Annotated in this window: 18 protein-coding genes and 1 tRNA gene; 16 read left to right on the top strand and 3 right to left on the bottom strand. The window is 61.9% G+C overall.

The features are described 5' to 3' along the window. Positions 1 to 10 precede the first annotated feature (10 nt). The 3 genes from pstA to pstS all read right to left on the bottom strand — a co-directional run bounded on the left by pstA (position 11) and on the right by pstS (position 2,960). Positions 11 to 847, bottom strand: coding sequence for a phosphate ABC transporter permease PstA (gene pstA, locus FLM21_RS17375; RefSeq protein ID WP_148716776.1), 837 nt, complete (start codon positions 845 to 847; stop codon positions 11 to 13). A gap of 18 nt (positions 848 to 865) precedes the next feature. After that, the gene (pstC, locus tag FLM21_RS17370; protein ID WP_148716775.1) at positions 866 to 1,831 is read right to left on the bottom strand and encodes a phosphate ABC transporter permease subunit PstC; all 966 of its coding nucleotides are present in this window, start codon (positions 1,829 to 1,831) and stop codon (positions 866 to 868) included. Positions 1,832 to 1,919: 88 nt separating this feature from the next. Then, positions 1,920 to 2,960 (bottom strand): phosphate ABC transporter substrate-binding protein PstS, encoded by a 1,041-nt coding sequence (pstS, locus tag FLM21_RS17365; RefSeq protein WP_148716774.1) that lies wholly within the window; start codon positions 2,958 to 2,960, stop codon positions 1,920 to 1,922. A gap of 198 nt (positions 2,961 to 3,158) precedes the next feature. Here pstS and tpiA point away from each other — a divergent pair, with 198 nt between their 5' ends. The 16 genes from tpiA to FLM21_RS17285 all read left to right on the top strand — a co-directional run bounded on the left by tpiA (position 3,159) and on the right by FLM21_RS17285 (position 17,567). Then, the gene (tpiA, locus tag FLM21_RS17360; protein ID WP_148716773.1) at positions 3,159 to 3,875 is read left to right on the top strand and encodes a triose-phosphate isomerase; all 717 of its coding nucleotides are present in this window, start codon (positions 3,159 to 3,161) and stop codon (positions 3,873 to 3,875) included. A gap of 66 nt (positions 3,876 to 3,941) precedes the next feature. Beyond that, positions 3,942 to 4,271 carry a preprotein translocase subunit SecG gene (gene secG, locus FLM21_RS17355; protein WP_148716772.1) on the top strand — a complete coding sequence of 110 codons (330 nt, stop codon included), beginning with the start codon at positions 3,942 to 3,944 and terminating at the stop codon, positions 4,269 to 4,271. A gap of 32 nt (positions 4,272 to 4,303) precedes the next feature. Continuing rightward, a tRNA-Leu gene (locus FLM21_RS17350) sits at positions 4,304 to 4,388 on the top strand. Between the two features lie 108 nt (positions 4,389 to 4,496). Next, entirely contained in the window at positions 4,497 to 4,865 is a 369-nt protein-coding gene (locus FLM21_RS17345; protein WP_148716771.1) for an NADH-quinone oxidoreductase subunit A, read from the top strand. After that, positions 4,862 to 5,365 (top strand): NuoB/complex I 20 kDa subunit family protein, encoded by a 504-nt coding sequence (locus FLM21_RS17340; RefSeq protein ID WP_148716770.1) that lies wholly within the window; start codon positions 4,862 to 4,864, stop codon positions 5,363 to 5,365. The genes FLM21_RS17345 and FLM21_RS17340 overlap by 4 nt, the downstream gene beginning before the upstream one ends. Before the next feature lie 10 nt (positions 5,366 to 5,375). Further along, complete coding sequence (locus tag FLM21_RS17335) at positions 5,376 to 5,969, top strand: NADH-quinone oxidoreductase subunit C (protein WP_148716769.1); 594 nt, start codon at positions 5,376 to 5,378, stop codon at positions 5,967 to 5,969. After that, entirely contained in the window at positions 5,959 to 7,215 is a 1,257-nt protein-coding gene (locus FLM21_RS17330; protein ID WP_148716768.1) for an NADH-quinone oxidoreductase subunit D, read from the top strand. Before FLM21_RS17335 ends, FLM21_RS17330 begins: the two co-directional genes overlap by 11 nt. After that, on the top strand, positions 7,215 to 7,712 hold the full coding sequence (gene nuoE / locus FLM21_RS17325) for an NADH-quinone oxidoreductase subunit NuoE (protein WP_148716767.1): 498 nt from the start codon (positions 7,215 to 7,217) through the stop codon (positions 7,710 to 7,712). The genes FLM21_RS17330 and nuoE overlap by 1 nt, the downstream gene beginning before the upstream one ends. Position 7,713: 1 nt before the next feature. Beyond that, on the top strand, positions 7,714 to 9,003 hold the full coding sequence (nuoF, locus tag FLM21_RS17320) for an NADH-quinone oxidoreductase subunit NuoF (protein WP_148716766.1): 1,290 nt from the start codon (positions 7,714 to 7,716) through the stop codon (positions 9,001 to 9,003). 56 nt (positions 9,004 to 9,059) lie between these two features. Further along, complete coding sequence (nuoG, locus tag FLM21_RS17315) at positions 9,060 to 11,369, top strand: NADH-quinone oxidoreductase subunit NuoG (protein WP_148716765.1); 2,310 nt, start codon at positions 9,060 to 9,062, stop codon at positions 11,367 to 11,369. Between the two features lie 13 nt (positions 11,370 to 11,382). Next, positions 11,383 to 12,429 carry an NADH-quinone oxidoreductase subunit NuoH gene (gene nuoH, locus FLM21_RS17310; RefSeq protein ID WP_148716764.1) on the top strand — a complete coding sequence of 349 codons (1,047 nt, stop codon included), beginning with the start codon at positions 11,383 to 11,385 and terminating at the stop codon, positions 12,427 to 12,429. A 10-nt stretch (positions 12,430 to 12,439) separates the two neighbouring features. Then, on the top strand, positions 12,440 to 12,931 hold the full coding sequence (gene nuoI / locus FLM21_RS17305; RefSeq protein WP_148716763.1) for an NADH-quinone oxidoreductase subunit NuoI: 492 nt from the start codon (positions 12,440 to 12,442) through the stop codon (positions 12,929 to 12,931). Positions 12,932 to 12,946: 15 nt separating this feature from the next. Further along, positions 12,947 to 13,594, top strand: coding sequence for an NADH-quinone oxidoreductase subunit J (locus FLM21_RS17300; protein ID WP_148716762.1), 648 nt, complete (start codon positions 12,947 to 12,949; stop codon positions 13,592 to 13,594). 21 nt (positions 13,595 to 13,615) lie between these two features. Further along, positions 13,616 to 13,921: an NADH-quinone oxidoreductase subunit NuoK gene (gene nuoK, locus FLM21_RS17295; protein ID WP_148716761.1), complete on the top strand. Its 306-nt coding sequence runs from the start codon at positions 13,616 to 13,618 to the stop codon at positions 13,919 to 13,921. A 23-nt stretch (positions 13,922 to 13,944) separates the two neighbouring features. Next, positions 13,945 to 16,032 carry an NADH-quinone oxidoreductase subunit L gene (nuoL, locus tag FLM21_RS17290; protein WP_148716760.1) on the top strand — a complete coding sequence of 696 codons (2,088 nt, stop codon included), beginning with the start codon at positions 13,945 to 13,947 and terminating at the stop codon, positions 16,030 to 16,032. Positions 16,033 to 16,064: 32 nt separating this feature from the next. Next, positions 16,065 to 17,567: an NADH-quinone oxidoreductase subunit M gene (locus tag FLM21_RS17285; RefSeq protein ID WP_148716759.1), complete on the top strand. Its 1,503-nt coding sequence runs from the start codon at positions 16,065 to 16,067 to the stop codon at positions 17,565 to 17,567. Positions 17,568 to 17,588: the final 21 nt, after the last annotated feature.

Raw genomic sequence — 17,588 nt, 5'->3', positions numbered from 1 at the left:
CCGTGGCCGCTTAGTTCTGCGACGGGTTGCGCACCAGGGCGCGGGCGACGATGTTGATGCCGAGCACGAACACGCCGATCAGCAGCGAGCCGCCCCACGCGAGGGCGTGCCAGTCTTCGTACGGGCTCATCGCGTACTGGAAGATCACCACCGGCAGGTTGGCCATCGGCTGGTTCATGTTCGAGTAGAACTGGTTGTTCAGCGCGGTGAACAGCAGCGGCGCTGTTTCGCCGAGGATACGGGCAACGGCCAGCAGTACGCCGGTTACCACGCCAGCCTTGGCCGCGCGCAGGCTGACCGACAGCACCATCTTCCACTGCGGCGCACCTAGTGCGTAGGCCGCTTCGCGCATGCTGTTGGGCACGAGCTTGAGCATGTTCTCCGTCGTGCGCACCACCACCGGGATCACCAGCAGCGACAGTGCCAGCGCGCCGGCCCAGCCGGAGAAGTGGCCAACGTGGCGCACGTACACCTCGTAGACGAACAGGCCGATGACGATGGATGGGGCGGACAGCAGGATGTCGTTGATGAAGCGCGTGGCCGGCGCCAGCCAGCCCTTGTGGCCAAACTCGGCGAGGTAGGTGCCGGCCAGGATGCCGATCGGCGTGCCGATCAGCGTGCCGGTGCCGGCCATGGCCAGGCTGCCGATGATGGCGTTGGCAAGGCCGCCCGGGCTGCCCGGAGCGGGCGTGGCCTGGGTGAACATGGCGATGGTGATGCCGCCCAAGCCGTTCTTGAGCAGTGTGTAGAGGATCCATATCAGCCAGAACAGGCCGAAAGCCATGGCGGCGAGCGACAGAGCAAGGCTGATGCTGTTGATCAGTCTGCGGCGAAAGTAGAGGTTCATGGTCGTAGCCGTCCCGGATTAGCTGTGAGCGCCTTCGCTCTTCTGCAGGCGCAGCAGCAGCAGCTTGGAGAGCGAGAGCACGATGAAGGTGATCACGAACAGCAACAAGCCGAGCTCGATCAGCGAGGCGGTATGCGCTTCGGTGGTGGCCTCGGTGAACTCGTTGGCCAGCGTCGCGGCGATCGAGGTGGCCGGATCGAACAGCGAGGAGATGCTGCTGTGTGCATTGCCGATGACGAAGGTCACCGCCATGGTTTCGCCCAGCGCGCGGCCCAGGCCCAGCATCACGCCACCGATCACGCCGTTCTTGGTGTAGGGCAGGACCACGTTCCACACCACCTCCCAGGTGGTGCAGCCCAGGCCGTAGGCCGATTCCTTCAGCATCGCGGGTACCACTTCGAACACATCGCGCATTACCGAGGCGATGAAGGGGATGACCATGATCGACAGGATGAGGCCGGCAGTGAACAGGCCGATCCCCATCGGGGGGCCGCCGAACAGCGTGCCGAGCACGGGCACGCCGTCGGTGAGCTGCTGCAGCCACGGCTGAACGTTGTCGGCAAACCAGGGGGCGAACACGAACAGGCCCCACATGCCGTAGATGATCGACGGCACGCCAGCCAGCAGCTCGATCGCCATGCCCAGCGGGCGGCGCAGCCATACCGGCGAGAGCTCGGTCAGGAAGATGGCGATGCCGAAGCTGACCGGTACGCCGATCAGCAGGGCGATGAACGAGGACAGCAGCGTACCGACGATGGAGTTCCAGCCGCCGAACTGCTCGGTCACCGGGTTCCATTCGCTACTGGTGATGAAGCCAAAGCCGAAGGACTGCAGCGCAGGCAGTGCGCCATGCAGCAACGACAGGATGATGCCGGCCAGCAAGGCCAGCACCAGGAATGCAAAGAACTGCGTCGAACCGCGGAACAGGCGATCCTGCATCAACTGCTTCTTCAGGCGCTGTTCTTGTGATTGTGGGGAAGTCATTCACGTCTCCGGGCGTGAACACAACAGGAGCCGCATGGGCTCCTGTTGCTGGATGAGCCGGTCTTGGGCAAGGCCGGCATGCTGCGTATTACTTCCAGACCGGGCTGTTGTCGGCGCCGGTGATCTGCTTCCACGAGCTGCGGATGGTGTCCTTGACCGCGGCCGGCATCGGCACGTAATCCAGTTCCAGCGAGGTGTTGTCGCCATCCTTGTAGGCCCAGTCGAAGAACTTCAGCACTTCGGTGGCCTGCGCTGGCTTTTCCTGCTTCTTGTGCATCAGGATGAAGGTGGCGCCGGTGATAGGCCAGGCTTGCGCGCCCGACTGGTCGGTCAGCACCACGGCAAAGCCGGGGGTGCCGTTCCAGTCGGCCGAAGCGGCAGCGGCCTTGAAGGTGGTGTCGTCCGGGTTCACGAAGCTGCCAGCCTTGTTCTGCAGCTGGGTGTGGGCCATCTTGTTCTTCTTGGCATAGGCGTATTCCACGTAACCGATGGCACCCTTGATGCGGCTCACGTACTGGGCCACGCCTTCGTTACCCTTGCCACCCACGCCCTTGGGCCATTGCACCGAGGCTTCATTGCCGACCTTGGTCTTCCACTCCGGCGAGACCTTGGACAGGTAGTTGGTGAAGATCCAGGTGGTGCCCGAGCCGTCGGCGCGGTGGACCACGGTGATGTTCTGTTCCGGCAGCTTCACACCCGGGTTCAGCTTGGCGATGGCCGCGTCGTTCCACTTGGTGATCTTGCCGAGGAAGATGTCGGCGAGCAGGGTTGGGGTCAGCTTGACCTGGCCGGCGGTGATGCCCGGGACGTTGATGACCGGCACCACGCCGCCCATCACGGTCGGGAATTGCACGAGGCCGGCAGCATTGAGCTTGTCGGCGGTCATCGGGGCATCGGATGCGCCGAAGTCGACGGTCTTGGCCTGGATCTGCTTGATGCCGCCGCCCGAACCGATCGATTGGTAGTTCAGACCGCTGCCGGACTTGGCCTTGTATTGCTCAGCCCACTTTGCATAAAGCGGGTACGGGAAACTCGCACCGGCGCCGGTGATGTCAGCAGCGTTAGCATGGGCAATGAACAGGCCGGCAGAAACGCCGAGGGTCACGAGCACTTTGCGTGCGAACGTCATGGTGAAGTCTCCTGGTTGGTCGGGTCTTGATGACACGCTGCCGCATGCTAGCCATGGTGTGTTTCCGAAATATTACAAGTGATCGTTTTTGCAACCGGTCTGCAATCTATCGGCCGCCGGACGGGCCTGGTCCGGTTTGACGGAGGAAGAAGCGTGGGCCTAGAATCGACAGCTTTTGCGAAACGGACAGCAGTGCGCATGCCCAGGCAGCAAGTCATCGGCAACTGGAAGATGCATGGCAGCGTCGGGCAGATACGCTCGGTGTTGCGAGAGCTGTTACGAGCCGGGCTCGGTTCCAATGTCGCGTTGTGCGTGCCTTATCCGTATCTGGCGCTGGCCAAGTCCTTGTTGACCGAGGCCGAGTCACCGGTACAGCTGGGCGCGCAGGATGTCTGCGAGTACCACATCGGTGCGTATACCGGTGAGGTGTCGGCAGGCATGCTGGCCGACGTCGGCTGCGAGATGGTGATCGTCGGTCATTCGGAGCGGCGGCGCTACTTTGGCGAAACCAGCGAGATGGCGGCGCGCAAGGTAAGGGCCACGCTCGATGGTGGGCTGTTCCCAGTCTATTGCGTCGGCGAAACGCTGGAGCAGCGGCAGAGCGGTGTCGCGCGCGACATCATTGCAGAGGAATTACAGGTGCTCGCCGGCGTGCCGACGAGCTTGTACGCGGTGGCTTACGAGCCGTCGTGGGCGGTCGGGACCGGGGTGGTGGCCACGCCGGACCAGATCGCTGAAATGCATGCCTTCATCAAGGACACGCTCGATGCGCGGACCCGTGTGTTGTACGGCGGAAGCGTGAAGGGTGACAACGCCGGTCATGTGCTGGCGGTGGACGGGGTGGATGGCGTGCTGGTCGGTGGTGCGGCACTGTCGGCCACCGAGTTTCTGGATATCTGTCGCGAGGCGCAGTAAGCGTCTGCGGCATTGCAAAAAACCCCTATCGGCGCTAGAATGCGCGCCAATCTGAAGAAGCGATAGATGGATAATCTCGTTCACACTCTGGTCCTGATCGTCAACGTTGTCGCCGCATTTGCGGTGATCGTGCTGGTGTTGTTGCAGCACGGCAAAGGTGCTGACATGGGGGCCGCTTTCGGTAGTGGTTCCGCAGGTAGTCTGTTCGGTTCCTCTGGTTCGGCCAATTTTCTGAGTCGCTCGACCGCCGTGTGTGCCACGGTGTTCTTTGTGACTTGCCTCGTGCTGGTGTTTGTCACTTCCCCGTCCGGCAAATCCTCGGCCGGTGCGATGGAAGGGTTCAAGCCGACAGCGGCGGCGCCCAGCGCTTCGGCGCCGGCCCAGATCCCCGAGTGAGTTTCGCTCCGCTTTTTTGATTGCTGCTTGAAGCCGACATGGTGAAATTGGTAGACACGCTATCTTGAGGGGGTAGTGGCTGCGGCCGTGTGAGTTCGAGTCTCACTGTCGGCACCATACATCAATAAAAACGCCGGGTCCTCCCGGCGTTTTTACGATCCATAACCATAACAATAACTTTCAGTAGTTTTCCTGTTCTTGTCATAGATCTGATCGGGGATCCGAATGCTGCAGAACTATTTCCCCATACTGTTGTTCCTGGTGGTGGGTGTGCTGGTGGGTGTTGCGCCCATGTTGCTCGGTTGGGGCGTGGGCAAGGTGCTGGGCACCGTTAAGCCCGATCCGGCCAAGCTGTCCCCGTACGAGTGCGGCTTCGAAGCCTTCGAAGACGCGCGCATGCAGTTCGACGTGCGTTACTACCTCGTTGCCATCCTCTTCATTCTGTTCGATCTCGAAGTGGCCTTCCTCGTGCCCTGGGCCGTGGTGCTCGATGAAATCGGCATGTTCGGCTTCGTGTCCATGATGATTTTCCTCGCGGTGCTCGTGGTCGGCTTCGTATACGAGTGGATGAAAGGCGCCTTGGAGTGGGAATGATGGAAGCTCAAAGCCTCGAAAAAGGATTTATCACCACCACGGTCGATACCGTGGTGAACTGGACCCGGACCGGTTCGCTGTGGCCGATGACCTTTGGTCTCGCCTGTTGCGCGGTCGAGATGATGCAGGCCGGTGCGGCCCGCTATGACCTCGACCGTTTCGGCATCGTGTTCCGTCCCTCGCCGCGCCAGTCCGACCTGATGATCGTGGCCGGCACGCTGTGCAACAAGATGGCGCCGGCGCTGCGCAAGGTCTACGACCAGATGCCCGAGCCGCGCTGGGTGCTCTCGATGGGTTCCTGTGCCAACGGCGGCGGCTATTACCACTATTCGTACTCCGTCGTGCGTGGCTGCGATCGCATCGTCCCGGTCGACGTCTACGTCCCGGGCTGCCCGCCGACCGCCGAAGCGCTGCTCTACGGCCTGATCCAGCTGCAGAACAAGATCAAGCGCACCAACACCATCGCCCGCAGCAAGCAGATTGCCGCGGCACAGGCATGAGGGCCGGACGATGACCATGACCCTCAACGCCCTCGTCGATGCATTGAACGCCAAGCTGGGCGAGGCCGCTTTGTCCAGTCTCAAGGTCGAGCTCGACGAAGTGACCATCGAAGTGCCGGCCGGCCAGTGGGCCGCCGTGTCGCTCAAGTTGCGTGACGAATTCAAGTTCGAAGGCTGTCTCGATGTCTGTGGCGTCGACTACAGCGCCTACAAGGACAGCGTGTGGGAAGGCAGCCGCTTCGCCGCCGTCTACCACCTGATTTCCTACGCACACAACGTGCGCCTGCGCGTGCGCGTGTTCGCCACCGACGACGATTTCCCGGTCATTCCCTCGGTGGTCGACGTGTGGAGCGGCACCAACTGGTTCGAGCGCGAGGCGTTCGACCTCTACGGCATCGTGTTCGAAGGCCATCCGGACTTGCGTCGTATCCTCACCGACTATGGCTTCGTCGGTCACCCGTTCCGCAAGGACTTCCCGCTGTCGGGCTATGTCGAGATGCGCTACGACCCCGAGCAGGCCCGCGTGATCTACCAACCCGTCACCATCGAACCGCGCGAAATCACCCCGCGCATCATTCGCGAGGAGAGCTACGGTGACCGCTGAAATCCGTAACTACACGCTGAACTTCGGCCCGCAACACCCGGCCGCGCACGGCGTGCTGCGTCTGGTGCTCGAGCTTGACGGCGAAGTCGTCGAGCGCGCCGATCCGCACATCGGCCTGCTGCATCGCGCCACCGAGAAGCTGGCCGAATCCAAGACCTTCATTCAGTCGCTGCCGTACATGGATCGTCTCGACTACGTGTCGATGATGTCCAACGAGCACGCCTACGTGATGGCAATCGAAAAGCTCGCCGGCATCGAAGTGCCGATCCGTGCGCAATACATCCGCGTGATGTTCGACGAGATCACCCGCATCCTGAACCACCTGATGTGGATCGGTGCGCACGGCCTCGATTGCGGCGCGATGACCATTTTCCTCTACGCGTTCCGCGAACGCGAAGACCTGATGGATTGCTACGAGGCCGTATCGGGCGCGCGCATGCACGCGGCCTACTACCGTCCGGGTGGTGTGTACCGCGATCTGCCGGAGCAGATGCCACAGTATCAGGCATCGAAGGTGCGCAACGAAGCGGCGATCAAGCGGCTGAACAGCAACCGTGAAGGCTCGCTGCTCGACTTCATCGAAGATTTCACCAAGCGCTTCCCAACCTATGTCGACGAGTACGAAACGCTGCTTACCGACAACCGTATCTGGAAGCAGCGTACCGTTGGCATCGGCGTGCTCACGCCCGAGCGTGCGATGAATCTGGGCCTGACCGGCCCGATGCTGCGCGGCTCCGGCATTGCCTGGGATCTGCGCAAGAAGCAGCCGTACGAAGTGTACGACAAGCTCGACTTCGACATCCCGGTTGGCAAGAACGGTGATTGCTACGACCGCTACCTTGTCCGCGTCGAAGAAATGCGCCAGTCCAACCGCATCATCAAGCAGTGCGTGCAGTGGCTGCGTGCGAACCCGGGCCCGGTGATCGTCGACAACCACAAGATCGCGCCGCCGTCGCGCCTGGACATGAAGTCCAACATGGAAGAGCTGATCCACCACTTCAAGCTCTTCACCGAAGGCATGCATGTGCCCGAAGGCGAGGCCTACGCTGCCGTCGAGCATCCGAAGGGCGAGTTCGGCATCTACATGGTGTCGGACGGTGCCAACAAGCCTTACCGCCTGAAGATCCGCGCCCCCGGTTTCGCGCATCTGGCCGCCCTCGATGAGATGGCGCGTGGCCACATGTTGTCGGACGTGGTCGCCATCATCGGCACGCAGGACATCGTATTTGGGGAGATCGACCGCTAATGGTTACCAGCAATCAGGCACCAACGCTGAGTGCCGAATCGCAGGCAAAGATCGATCGCGAGTTGGCCAAGTACCCGGCCGATCAGCGTCGTTCTGCGCTGATGAGCGCGCTACGCATCGCCCAGGTCGAGCATCGCTGGTTGTCGAACGAGCTGATCGCCGTGGTTGCCGACTATGTCGGCGTGCCGCCGATCGCCGCGATGGAAGTCGCAACGTTCTACAACATGTTCGATCGTGCGCCGGTGGGTCGTCACAAGATCACCGTCTGTACCAATCTGCCCTGTGCGCTGTCCGGCGGTTATCAGGCGGCTGATCACCTGAAGCACAAGCTCGGGATCGGCTTCAACGAAACCACGGCAGATGGCAAGTTCACGCTGAAGGAAGGCGAGTGCATGGGCGCCTGTGGCTATGCGCCGGTCTTGCTGGTGAACAACCACAGCATGTGCAATCACATGACGCCTGACGCGATCGACAAGAAACTGGCGGAGCTCGAATAACATGACCGTATACGTGAAGGGCGTCGTGTTCGAGGGCGTCGATTTCGATGATCCGAACAGCTGGAAGATCGACGCATACATGCAGCGTGGCGGTTATGCCGCGCTGAAGAAGATCCTGCAGGAAGGCATCACCCAGGACCAGATCATTGCCGAGATGAAGACCTCGGCGCTGCGCGGCCGCGGCGGTGCGGGTTTCCCCACCGGCCTCAAGTGGTCGTTCATGCCCCGGAGCTTCCCGGGCCAAAAATATCTGGTGTGCAACACCGACGAGGGTGAGCCGGGGACCTTCAAGGATCTCGACATCATCGTCAACAATCCGCACGCGTTGATCGAAGGCATGATCATCGGCGGGTTCGCGATGGGCATCTCGGTCGGTTACAACTACATCCATGGCGAAGTGTTCGAGGCCTATGAGCGCTTCGAAGCCGCGCTGGAAGAGGCGCGTGCCGCCGGCTTCCTCGGCGACCATATCCTCGGCACCGATTTCTCGTTCCAGCTGCATGGTCACCACGGTTACGGTGCCTACATCTGCGGCGAGGAAACCGCGCTGCTGGAATCGCTGGAAGGCAAGAAGGGCCAGCCCCGCTTCAAGCCACCGTTCCCGGCGAGCTACGGCCTTTACGGCAAGCCGACCACCATCAACAACACCGAGACGTTCGCCTCGGTGCCGTACATCATCCGCGAGGGTGGGCAGAAGTTCCTCGAACTCGGCAAGCCCAACAACGGCGGCACCAAGCTGTTCTCGGTCTCCGGCCACGTGAATCGGCCCGGGAATTACGAGATTCCGCTCGGCACGCCGTTCTCGGAACTGCTCGAGATGTGCGGCGGCATGCGCGGCGGCAAGAAGCTGAAGGCGGTGATCCCGGGCGGCTCGTCCGCCCCGGTGCTACCGGCCGACATCATGATGCAATGCACGATGGACTATGACTCCATCGCCAAGGCGGGCTCCATGCTCGGCTCGGGCGCCGTGATCGTGATGGATGAGACCACCTGCATGGTGAAGGCGCTGGAGCGCCTGTCCTACTTCTACTTCGAGGAGTCGTGCGGCCAGTGCACGCCGTGCCGCGAAGGGACAGGCTGGCTCTACCGCGTCGTGCATCGCATCGAGCACGGCCAGGGGCGCCCGGAAGATCTCGACCTGTTGCTCTCTGTCGGCGCCAATATCGCCGGCCGCACCATCTGTGCGCTGGGCGACGCTGCGGTCATGCCGGTCCAGGGGATGCTCAAGCATTTCCGTGCCGAATTCGAACACCACATCGAACACAAGAATTGCGTCGCGCCGGGCTACTGAGCCCGTTTTGACGCAGCAGTGTTCGTTGCAGACTTTGTGATTGGGATCGAATCGATATGCTCGAAATCGAAATCGACGGTAAGAAACTGACAGTGCCGGGCGGCAGCACGGTGATGGACGCAGCGCATTCCATTGGCGTCCACATCCCGCATTTCTGCTACCACAAGAAGCTGTCGATCGCGGCCAACTGCCGCATGTGTCTGGTACAGGTGGAAAAGGCGCCCAAGCCGTTGCCGGCCTGTGCCACACCGGTGACCGACGGCATGAAGGTCCACACCCACTCCGACATGGCCGTGACGGCGCAGAAGGGGGTGATGGAGTTCCTGCTGATCAACCACCCGCTGGATTGCCCGATCTGCGACCAGGGCGGCGAATGCCAACTGCAGGATCTGGCCGTGGGCTACGGCGCTTCGTCCTCGCGCTACGAGGAAGAGAAGCGCGTGGTGCCGAACAAGAACCTCGGCCCGCTGATCTCCACCGATATGACGCGCTGCATCCACTGCAGCCGTTGCGTGCGCTTCACCGAGGAAATCGCCGGTTACCAGGAGCTCGGCATGCCGGGTCGTGGTGAGCACACCGAGGTGATGACCTTTATCGGCAAGACCGTCGATTCGGAAATCTCCGGCAACGTGATCGACCTGTGCCCGGTCGGCGCGCTGACCAGCAAGCCGTTCCGTTACAGTGCCCGCAGCTGGGAGCTGTCGCGTCGCAAGTCGGTCAGCCCGCATGATGGCCTCGGCGCCAATCTGGTGGTTCAGGTCAAGGACCACAAGGTCAAGCGCGTGCTGCCGCTGGAAAACGAAGCGATCAACGAATGCTGGATCGCCGACCGCGACCGCTTCAGCTACGAAGCGCTGAATTCGGAAGAACGCCTCACCAAGCCGCTGATCAAGCAGGGTGGTGTGTGGCAGGAAGCCGACTGGCAGACCGCGCTCGAATACGTCGCTAATGGCTTGAAGGATGTGGTGGCCAATCATGGCGCGGACAGCATCGCCGCCGTCGCCACCGAGCAGGCCACTGTCGAAGAGCTGTACCTGCTCAAGCAATTGTTTGCCGGCCTTGGCAGTCAGAATGTCGAGACCCGCCTGCGTGCCGCCGACTTCGGCCTCAAGACCCAGGGTGCAACCTGGCTCGGCCAGTCCATCGTCGATTTCGCCGGCAGCGATGCTGTGCTGGTAGTCGGTTCGACACTGCGCAAGGAACAACCGCTGATCGCGCAACGGCTGCGCCAGGCGGCGAAGAAAGGCGCCAAGCTCGCCATCGTCAATCCGCACAGCGACGATCTGCTGACCGCCGTGTCGGGTGAACTCGTCGTCCGCCCGGATCAGCTGGTCGAAGGCTTGCTGGCCGTGATCAAGGCGGTCAGCGACGCGCGTGGCGTTGCTGCTCCGGCCCAGATCGACCTCGCCGGTGTGGAAGTGACCGATGCGGCGCGCGCTGTCGCCGCGGTGTTCGAGGGCAAGGAAAAGACCAGCATCGCCTTGGGCAACCTTGCGCAGCAGAACCCGCGCTATGGCGAGCTCTATGCCGCTGCCGCTGCGCTGGCTGAACTGGTCGGCGCCAAGCTGGGCGTGTTCGCCACCGCCGCCAACTCGGTCGGTGCGCAACTGGTCGGTGCCACCGGTGCCGGCAACGTGTTTGCCCAGCCGAAGAAGGCCTACGTGCTGCTGAACACCGAAGTCGAGTTCGATACCGCCAACGGTGCCGAAGCGCTCGCCGCCGTGCAGCAGGCCGACATGGTCGTCGCACTGTCGAGCTTCGGCAGCTGCGCGCTGGAGCACGCCGATGTGATCCTGCCGGTGTCGCCGTTCTCGGAAACCTCGGGCACCTTCGTCAATGCCGAAGGCAAGCCGCAAAGCTTCAATGGCGTGGTGCGCCCGCTCGGCGAAACCCGTCCGGCCTGGAAGGTGTTCCGCGTGCTGGGCAACTTGTTGGGCCTGGAGAACTTTGGCTTCAACAGCTCCGAAGAAGTGCGCGATCTGGCGCTGGCCGGTGATTTCGCCGCCAAGCTGGGCAACGCGCTGGCCGCACCGGTTGCGGTCAAGGCCCAAGCCGCCAGCGGCGTGGTCCGTCTCGGCGAAGTGCCGATCTACCAGCTCGACATGCTGACCCGCCGTGCTCCGGCGCTGCAGGCCACGGTCGATGCCCAGGCTGCAACCCAGCTGAAGGCGAATGCTGCGACCCTCGCCAAGCTCGGTCTTGCCGTCGGCAGCAACGCCCAGGTGAAGCAGGGCGCTGGCGTGGCCACGCTCGCGGTGGCGCTCGACGATGGTCTGGTCGATGACGTGGTGCGCGTGGCAGCCAACCTGCCGGCGACCCGTGCTCTTGGCGCGCTGACCGCGGCCATCGAAGTGACCCAGGCATAAGGACGAGATCACGATGGAACTGTTGCAAAACCTCCTCGGCGTCGAACTCGCCACTGTGGTCTGGACGCTGCTGAAGATCGTCTGCATCGTCGCGCCGCTGATGGGTGGCGTCGCCTACATGACGTACTTCGAGCGCAAGGTGATCGGCTACATGCAGATCCGGATCGGCCCCAACCGCGTTGGCCCGTTCGGCCTGCTGCAGCCGGTGGCCGACGGCGTGAAGCTGCTGCTCAAGGAAATCATCGCGCCGTCCGCCGCCAGCAAGGGCTTGTACTTCCTGGCGCCGGTCTGGGTACTGGTGCCGGCGCTGGCCGCTTGGGCCGTGGTGCCGTTCTACCCGGGCTTCGTGCTGGCCGATGTCAACGTGGGCCTCTTGTACGTGATGGCCATCACCTCGATGGGCGTGTACGGCGTGATCCTGGCCGGCTGGGCGTCCAACTCCAAGTACGCCTTCCTCGGCGCGATGCGTGCCGCAGCGCAGGTGATCTCGTACGAACTGGCGATGGGTTTCGCGCTGATCGGTGTGATCATGGTCAGCGGTTCGCTCAATCTTACCGAGATCGTGAACCAGCAAGGGCAGGGCATCGGCGGCGGTTCTATCGTCAGCTGGAACATGATTCCGCTGTTGCCGCTGTTCGTCGTCTACTTCATCGCCGGCGTGGCCGAAACCAACCGTGCCCCGTTCGATGTGACCGAAGGCGAATCGGAAATCGTTGCCGGCCACATGGTCGAATACTCGGGCATGAGCTTCGCGCTGTTCTTCCTTGCCGAATACGCGAACATGATCCTGATCGCAGCGCTCTCCTCGGTGATGTTCCTGGGTGGCTGGCTGTCGCCGTTCCCGGCGAGCTGGGGCATTCTGGGCGCGCCGAGCTTTCTGTGGTGGGTGCTCAAGGTCGCCTTCATGCTGTTCCTCTTCCTGTGGTTCCGCGCCACCTTCCCGCGCTATCGCTACGACCAGCTGATGCGCCTGGGCTGGAAGATTTTCATCCCCGTGACACTGGTGTGGATCATCGTGGTCGGTGCGTGGATGCAGACCCCGCTGTCGATCTGGAAGTAAGGAAAGAGCCATGGAAAGAATCAATCACTTCTTCAAGACCTTCCTGCTCGTCGAGCTGGTCAAGGGCCTGATGCTGACCGGGCGCCACTTCTTCCAGCGCAAGATCACCGTGCAGTTCCCGGAAGAAAAGACGCCGATGAGCCCGCGTTTCCGCGGCCTGCACGCCCAGCGTCGCTACGCCAACGGCGAAGAACGCTGCATTGCCTGCAAGCTGTGCGAGGCGGTGTGCCCGGCGATGGCGATCACCATCGAATCGGAGCAACGCCCGGACGACAACACCCGTCGCACCACGCGCTACGACATCGATCTGACCAAGTGCATCTTCTGCGGTTTCTGCGAGGAAGCCTGTCCGGTCGATGCCATCGTCGAGACGCACATCCTCGAATACCACGGCGAGAAGCGCGGCGATCTCTACTACACCAAGCCCATGCTGCTCGCCGTCGGCGACAAGTATGAAGCCGAGATCGCGGCACGCAAGGCGGCCGACGCCAAGTACCGCTAAGCACAGGAATCCGTCATGACCGAAGTCCTTTTCTACGTGTTCAGCGCCGTGCTGTTGATCGCCGGCCTGATGGTGATCACCGCCAAGAACCCGGTGCACGCCGCGCTTTACCTCGTGCTGTCGTTTTTCACTGGTGCCATGTTGTGGATGCTGATGCAGGCCGAGTTCCTCGCGGTGTCGCTGGTCGTCGTCTATGTCGGCGCAGTGATGGTGCTGTTCCTCTTCGTGGTGATGATGCTGGACATCAACTTCGAGGAGCTGCGCAAGGGTTTCTGGAAGTTCGTGCCGCTCGCGTCGGTGGTCGCCGCCATCATGGCAGTGGAGATGGTGCTGATCCTGACGCACCCGGCCGCTGGCCTCAAGGCCGTGACCATTGCCGAGCGCGCGCCGGACTACAACAACGTGCGCGACCTCGGGGTGCAGATCTACACCACCTACTTCCTGCCGTTCCAGCTCGCCGCTTTCCTGTTGCTGGTGGGCATGATCGCCGCGATCGCGCTGACGCTGCGTAAGCGCAAGAACACCAAGTTCCAGAATCCGGGCCAGCAGGTCAAGGTGAAGCGCAACGACCGCCTGCGCATCGTCAAGGTGGACAGCGAACCCAAGCCAACCTTCGAAGCGCCCAAGCCGGCGGCCGAAGGGCAGGGCGAAGGTCAGGCCTAAGGCGCTCAGGGAGAATTAGACGTGCTCACACTCGAACATTACCTGGTGCTGGCGGCGATCCTGTTTGCGATCTCCGTGTTCGGCATCTTCATGAACCGCAAGAACCTGATCGTGCTGCTGATGGCGATCGAGCTGATGCTGCTTGCGGTCAACATGAACTTCATCGCGTTCTCGCAGTTCCTTGGCGACTCCGCAGGCCAGATCTTCGTGTTCTTCATCCTCACGGTGGCGGCGGCCGAATCGGCCATCGGCCTCGCGATCCTGGTCGTGCTGTTCCGTAACCTGCGCTCGATCAACGTCGAAGACCTCGATCACCTCAAGGGTTAACCGGAAAACTACGGGTCACAACAATGGACATGAAAACAATCTACCTGCTGATTCCGCTTGCGCCCTTGTTCGGAGCCATACTCGCCGGCCTCTTTGGCTGGGCGATCGGCCGCCGTGCTGCGCACTGCGTCACCATCGGCGGCGTGGCGGTCTCGTTTGCGCTTTCCGCCTACGTGCTCAATCACATGCTGTCGGGTGGCGAGGCCTACAACGGCACCGTCTACACCTGGCTGTCGATCAATGGCGTGGACTTCAACGTCGGCTTCCTCGTCGATACGCTGACCGCGATGATGATGTGCGTGGTGACCTTTGTGTCGCTGATGGTGCACGTCTACACCATTGGCTACATGCACGAGGACCCAGGCTACCAGCGCTTCTTCAGCTACATCTCGCTGTTCACCTTCTCCATGCTGATGCTGGTGATGGCGAACAACTTCGTGCAGCTGTTCTTCGGCTGGGAAGCGGTGGGCCTGGTGTCCTACCTGCTGATCGGCTTCTGGTTCAAGCGCCCGACCGCGACCTTTGCCAACCTCAAGGCGTTCCTGGTCAACCGGGTTGGCGACTTCGGCTTCCTGTTGGGCATCGGCCTCGTGCTGGCCTACTTCGGTAGCCTCGATTACGCCGAGGTGTTCGCCAAGGCACCGATGCTGAAGGACACCACCATCACGCTGTGGACTGGCCATACCTGGTCGCTGATGGCCGTGACCTGCATCCTGCTGTTCGTTGGCGCGATGGGCAAGTCGGCCCAGTTCCCGCTGCACGTGTGGCTGCCGGATTCGATGGAAGGCCCGACCCCGATCTCCGCGCTGATCCATGCGGCGACCATGGTCACCGCCGGCATCTTCATGGTGGCGCGCATGTCGCCGATGTTCGAGCTGTCCGATACCGCGCTGAACTTCGTGCTGGTGATCGGCTCGATCACCGCGCTGTTCATGGGCTTCCTCGGCATCATCCAGAACGATATCAAGCGCGTGGTGGCGTACTCGACGCTGTCGCAGCTTGGCTATATGACGGTGGCACTCGGCGTCTCGGCCTACTCGGTCGCCGCGTTCCATCTGATGACCCATGCGTTCTTCAAGGCGCTGCTGTTCCTTGCGGCCGGTTCGGTGATCATGGGCATGCACCACGACCAGGACATCCGCAACATGGGCGGCCTGCGCAAGTACATGCCGATCACCTGGATCACCTCGCTGATCGGGTCGCTGGCGCTGATTGGCACGCCGTTCCTGTCGGGCTTCTATTCCAAGGACTCGATTATCGAGGCGGTGGAATTCTCGACGCTGCCGGGGGCTCACTTCGCACACTTCGCGGTGTTGGCTGGTGTATTCGTCACCGCGTTCTACTCCTTCCGCATGTACTTCCTGGTGTTCCACGGCAAGGAACGCTGGATGGAGGCCAAGCACGGCCACGATCATCACCACGATGACCATGGCGACGACCATCATCATGGCCTGGGCCCGAACGACAAGCCGCACGAAAGCCCGTGGGTGGTGACGCTGCCGCTGGTGCTGCTGGCCATCCCGTCGGTGGTGATCGGCTACATCGCGATCGAGCCGATGCTGTACGGCGGCTTCTTCGACGGCGTGATCTACGTGAACCACGAAGCACATCGCGCGATGGAGATGATGAAGGAAGAGTTCCACGGCCCGGTCGGCATGGTGACGCACGCGCTCAAGACGCTGCCGCTGTATCTCGCTATCGCTGGCGTGGTGGCTGCCTACGTGTTCTACATGAAGGTGCCTGCAATCCCGGCAGCCCTCGACCGCTTCTTCAGCAAGATCGGCATCAAGAAGCTGCTGGAAGAGAAGTACTACATGGATCACCTCTACATCAACGGCTTTGCCGCCGCCGGTCGCGGCCTCGGCACCGTGCTGTGGAAGGTGGGTGATGCGCTGCTGATCGACGGCCTCGTCGTCAACGGCTCCGCCAAGGTAGTGGGCTTCTTCGCCAGCGTGGTACGTCGCCTGCAGAGCGGTTACATCTACCACTACGCCTTCGCCATGATCATTGGCGGCCTGGTGTTCATCACCGTGTGGCTGGGCGTTGTTCTGGGCTGGTTCGGCCCCGACGCGCGCGAGTGGATCGGCAACCTTCTGTATTCGCGCGCCTGAGCCGAATCGAAACGATAACAAGCAGGTAGATTATGACGGGACATCTTCTGAGCTACGCGATCTGGGTGCCGATTGTGGCCGGCCTGATCGTGCTCGCCACCGGCGGCGACAAGAACGCGGGCCTGCAGCGCTGGCTGGCGCTCTTCGGCGCGCTGGCCGGTTTCCTGGTGACGATTCCGCTGTTCACCGGGTTCGATACGCACAGCAGCGGCATGCAGTTCGAAGAGCTGCGCAGCTGGATCGAGACCTACAACATCAACTACCACCTCGGTGTCGATGGCCTGTCGGTCTGGTTCGTCATCCTGAATGCCTTCACCACGCTGATGGTGGTGCTGGCCGGCTGGCAAGTGATCGAGGAGCGTGTGGGCCAGTACATGGCCGCCTTCCTCATCATGTCGGGCCTGATCAATGGCGCCTTCGCCTCGCTCGATGCCATCCTGTTCTATGTGTTCTTCGAGGCGATGCTGATCCCGATGTACCTGGTGATCGGTGTCTGGGGTGGCCCACGTCGCGTGTATGCGTCGATCAAGTTCTTCCTCTACACGCTGCTGGGCTCGCTGCTCACGCTGGTGGCCTTCATCTACCTCTACTACCAGAGCGGTGGCAGCTTCGACATCCAGGAATTCCATCGCCTGCCGCTGACGATGACTGCCCAGGCGCTGCTGCTGGTGGCCTTCTTCTTCGCCTTCGCGGTGAAGGTGCCGATGTGGCCGGTCCACACATGGCTGCCCGATGCCCACGTCGAGGCGCCCACCGGGGGCTCGATGGTGCTGGCCGCGATCACGCTGAAGCTCGGCGCCTACGGTTTCCTGCGGTTCGCGCTGCCGATCGCCCCCGATGCCTCGCGTGAGTATGCATGGGTGTTCGTGCTGTTCTCGTTGATCGCCGTCGTCTACATCGGCTTCGTTGCGCTGGTGCAGACCGACATGAAGAAGCTGGTCGCCTATTCGTCGATCTCGCACATGGGCTTCGTCACGCTGGGCTTCTTCATGTTCGCCAATGGCACCAACCTCAACAGCTTTGCCGTTGAAGGCGCCATCGTGCAGATGATTTCGCACGGTTTCGTTTCCGCCGCGATGTTCTTCTCGATCGGCGTGATGTACGACCGCGTGCACAGCCGCAAGATCGCCGACTACGGCGGCGTCGCCAACAAGATGCCGATCTTCGCCGCGTTTTTCATGCTGTTTGCTATGGCCAATGCCGGTCTGCCGGGCACCAGCGGCTTCGTCGGCGAGTTCTTCGTCGTGCTGGGCGCGGTGCAGGTGAACTTCTGGTATGCGGTAGCCGCAGGCACCACGCTGATCTTCGGTGCGGCCTATACGCTGTGGATGTACAAGCGGGTGATCTTCGGCGAGGTGGGCAACCAGAACGTGGCCGAGCTCTCGGATGTGAACAAGCGTGAGTTCCTGGTTCTGGCCATCCTGGCGATCACCGTGCTGGGCATGGGCCTGTATCCGAAGCCGTTCACCGATCTGATGCATTTCTCGGTGAATGACCTGATCTGGCATGTCTCCCAGACCAAGATTCCGCAATAACGAATTCGAAACAAGGGTTTA

It is taken from the genome of Chitinolyticbacter meiyuanensis (genome assembly GCF_008033135.1).
GTDB lineage: Bacteria > Pseudomonadota > Gammaproteobacteria > Burkholderiales > Chitinibacteraceae > Chitinolyticbacter > Chitinolyticbacter meiyuanensis.
Note: the sequence above shows the minus strand (reverse complement) of the source record. Positions and strands in the feature narration are given on the sequence as shown.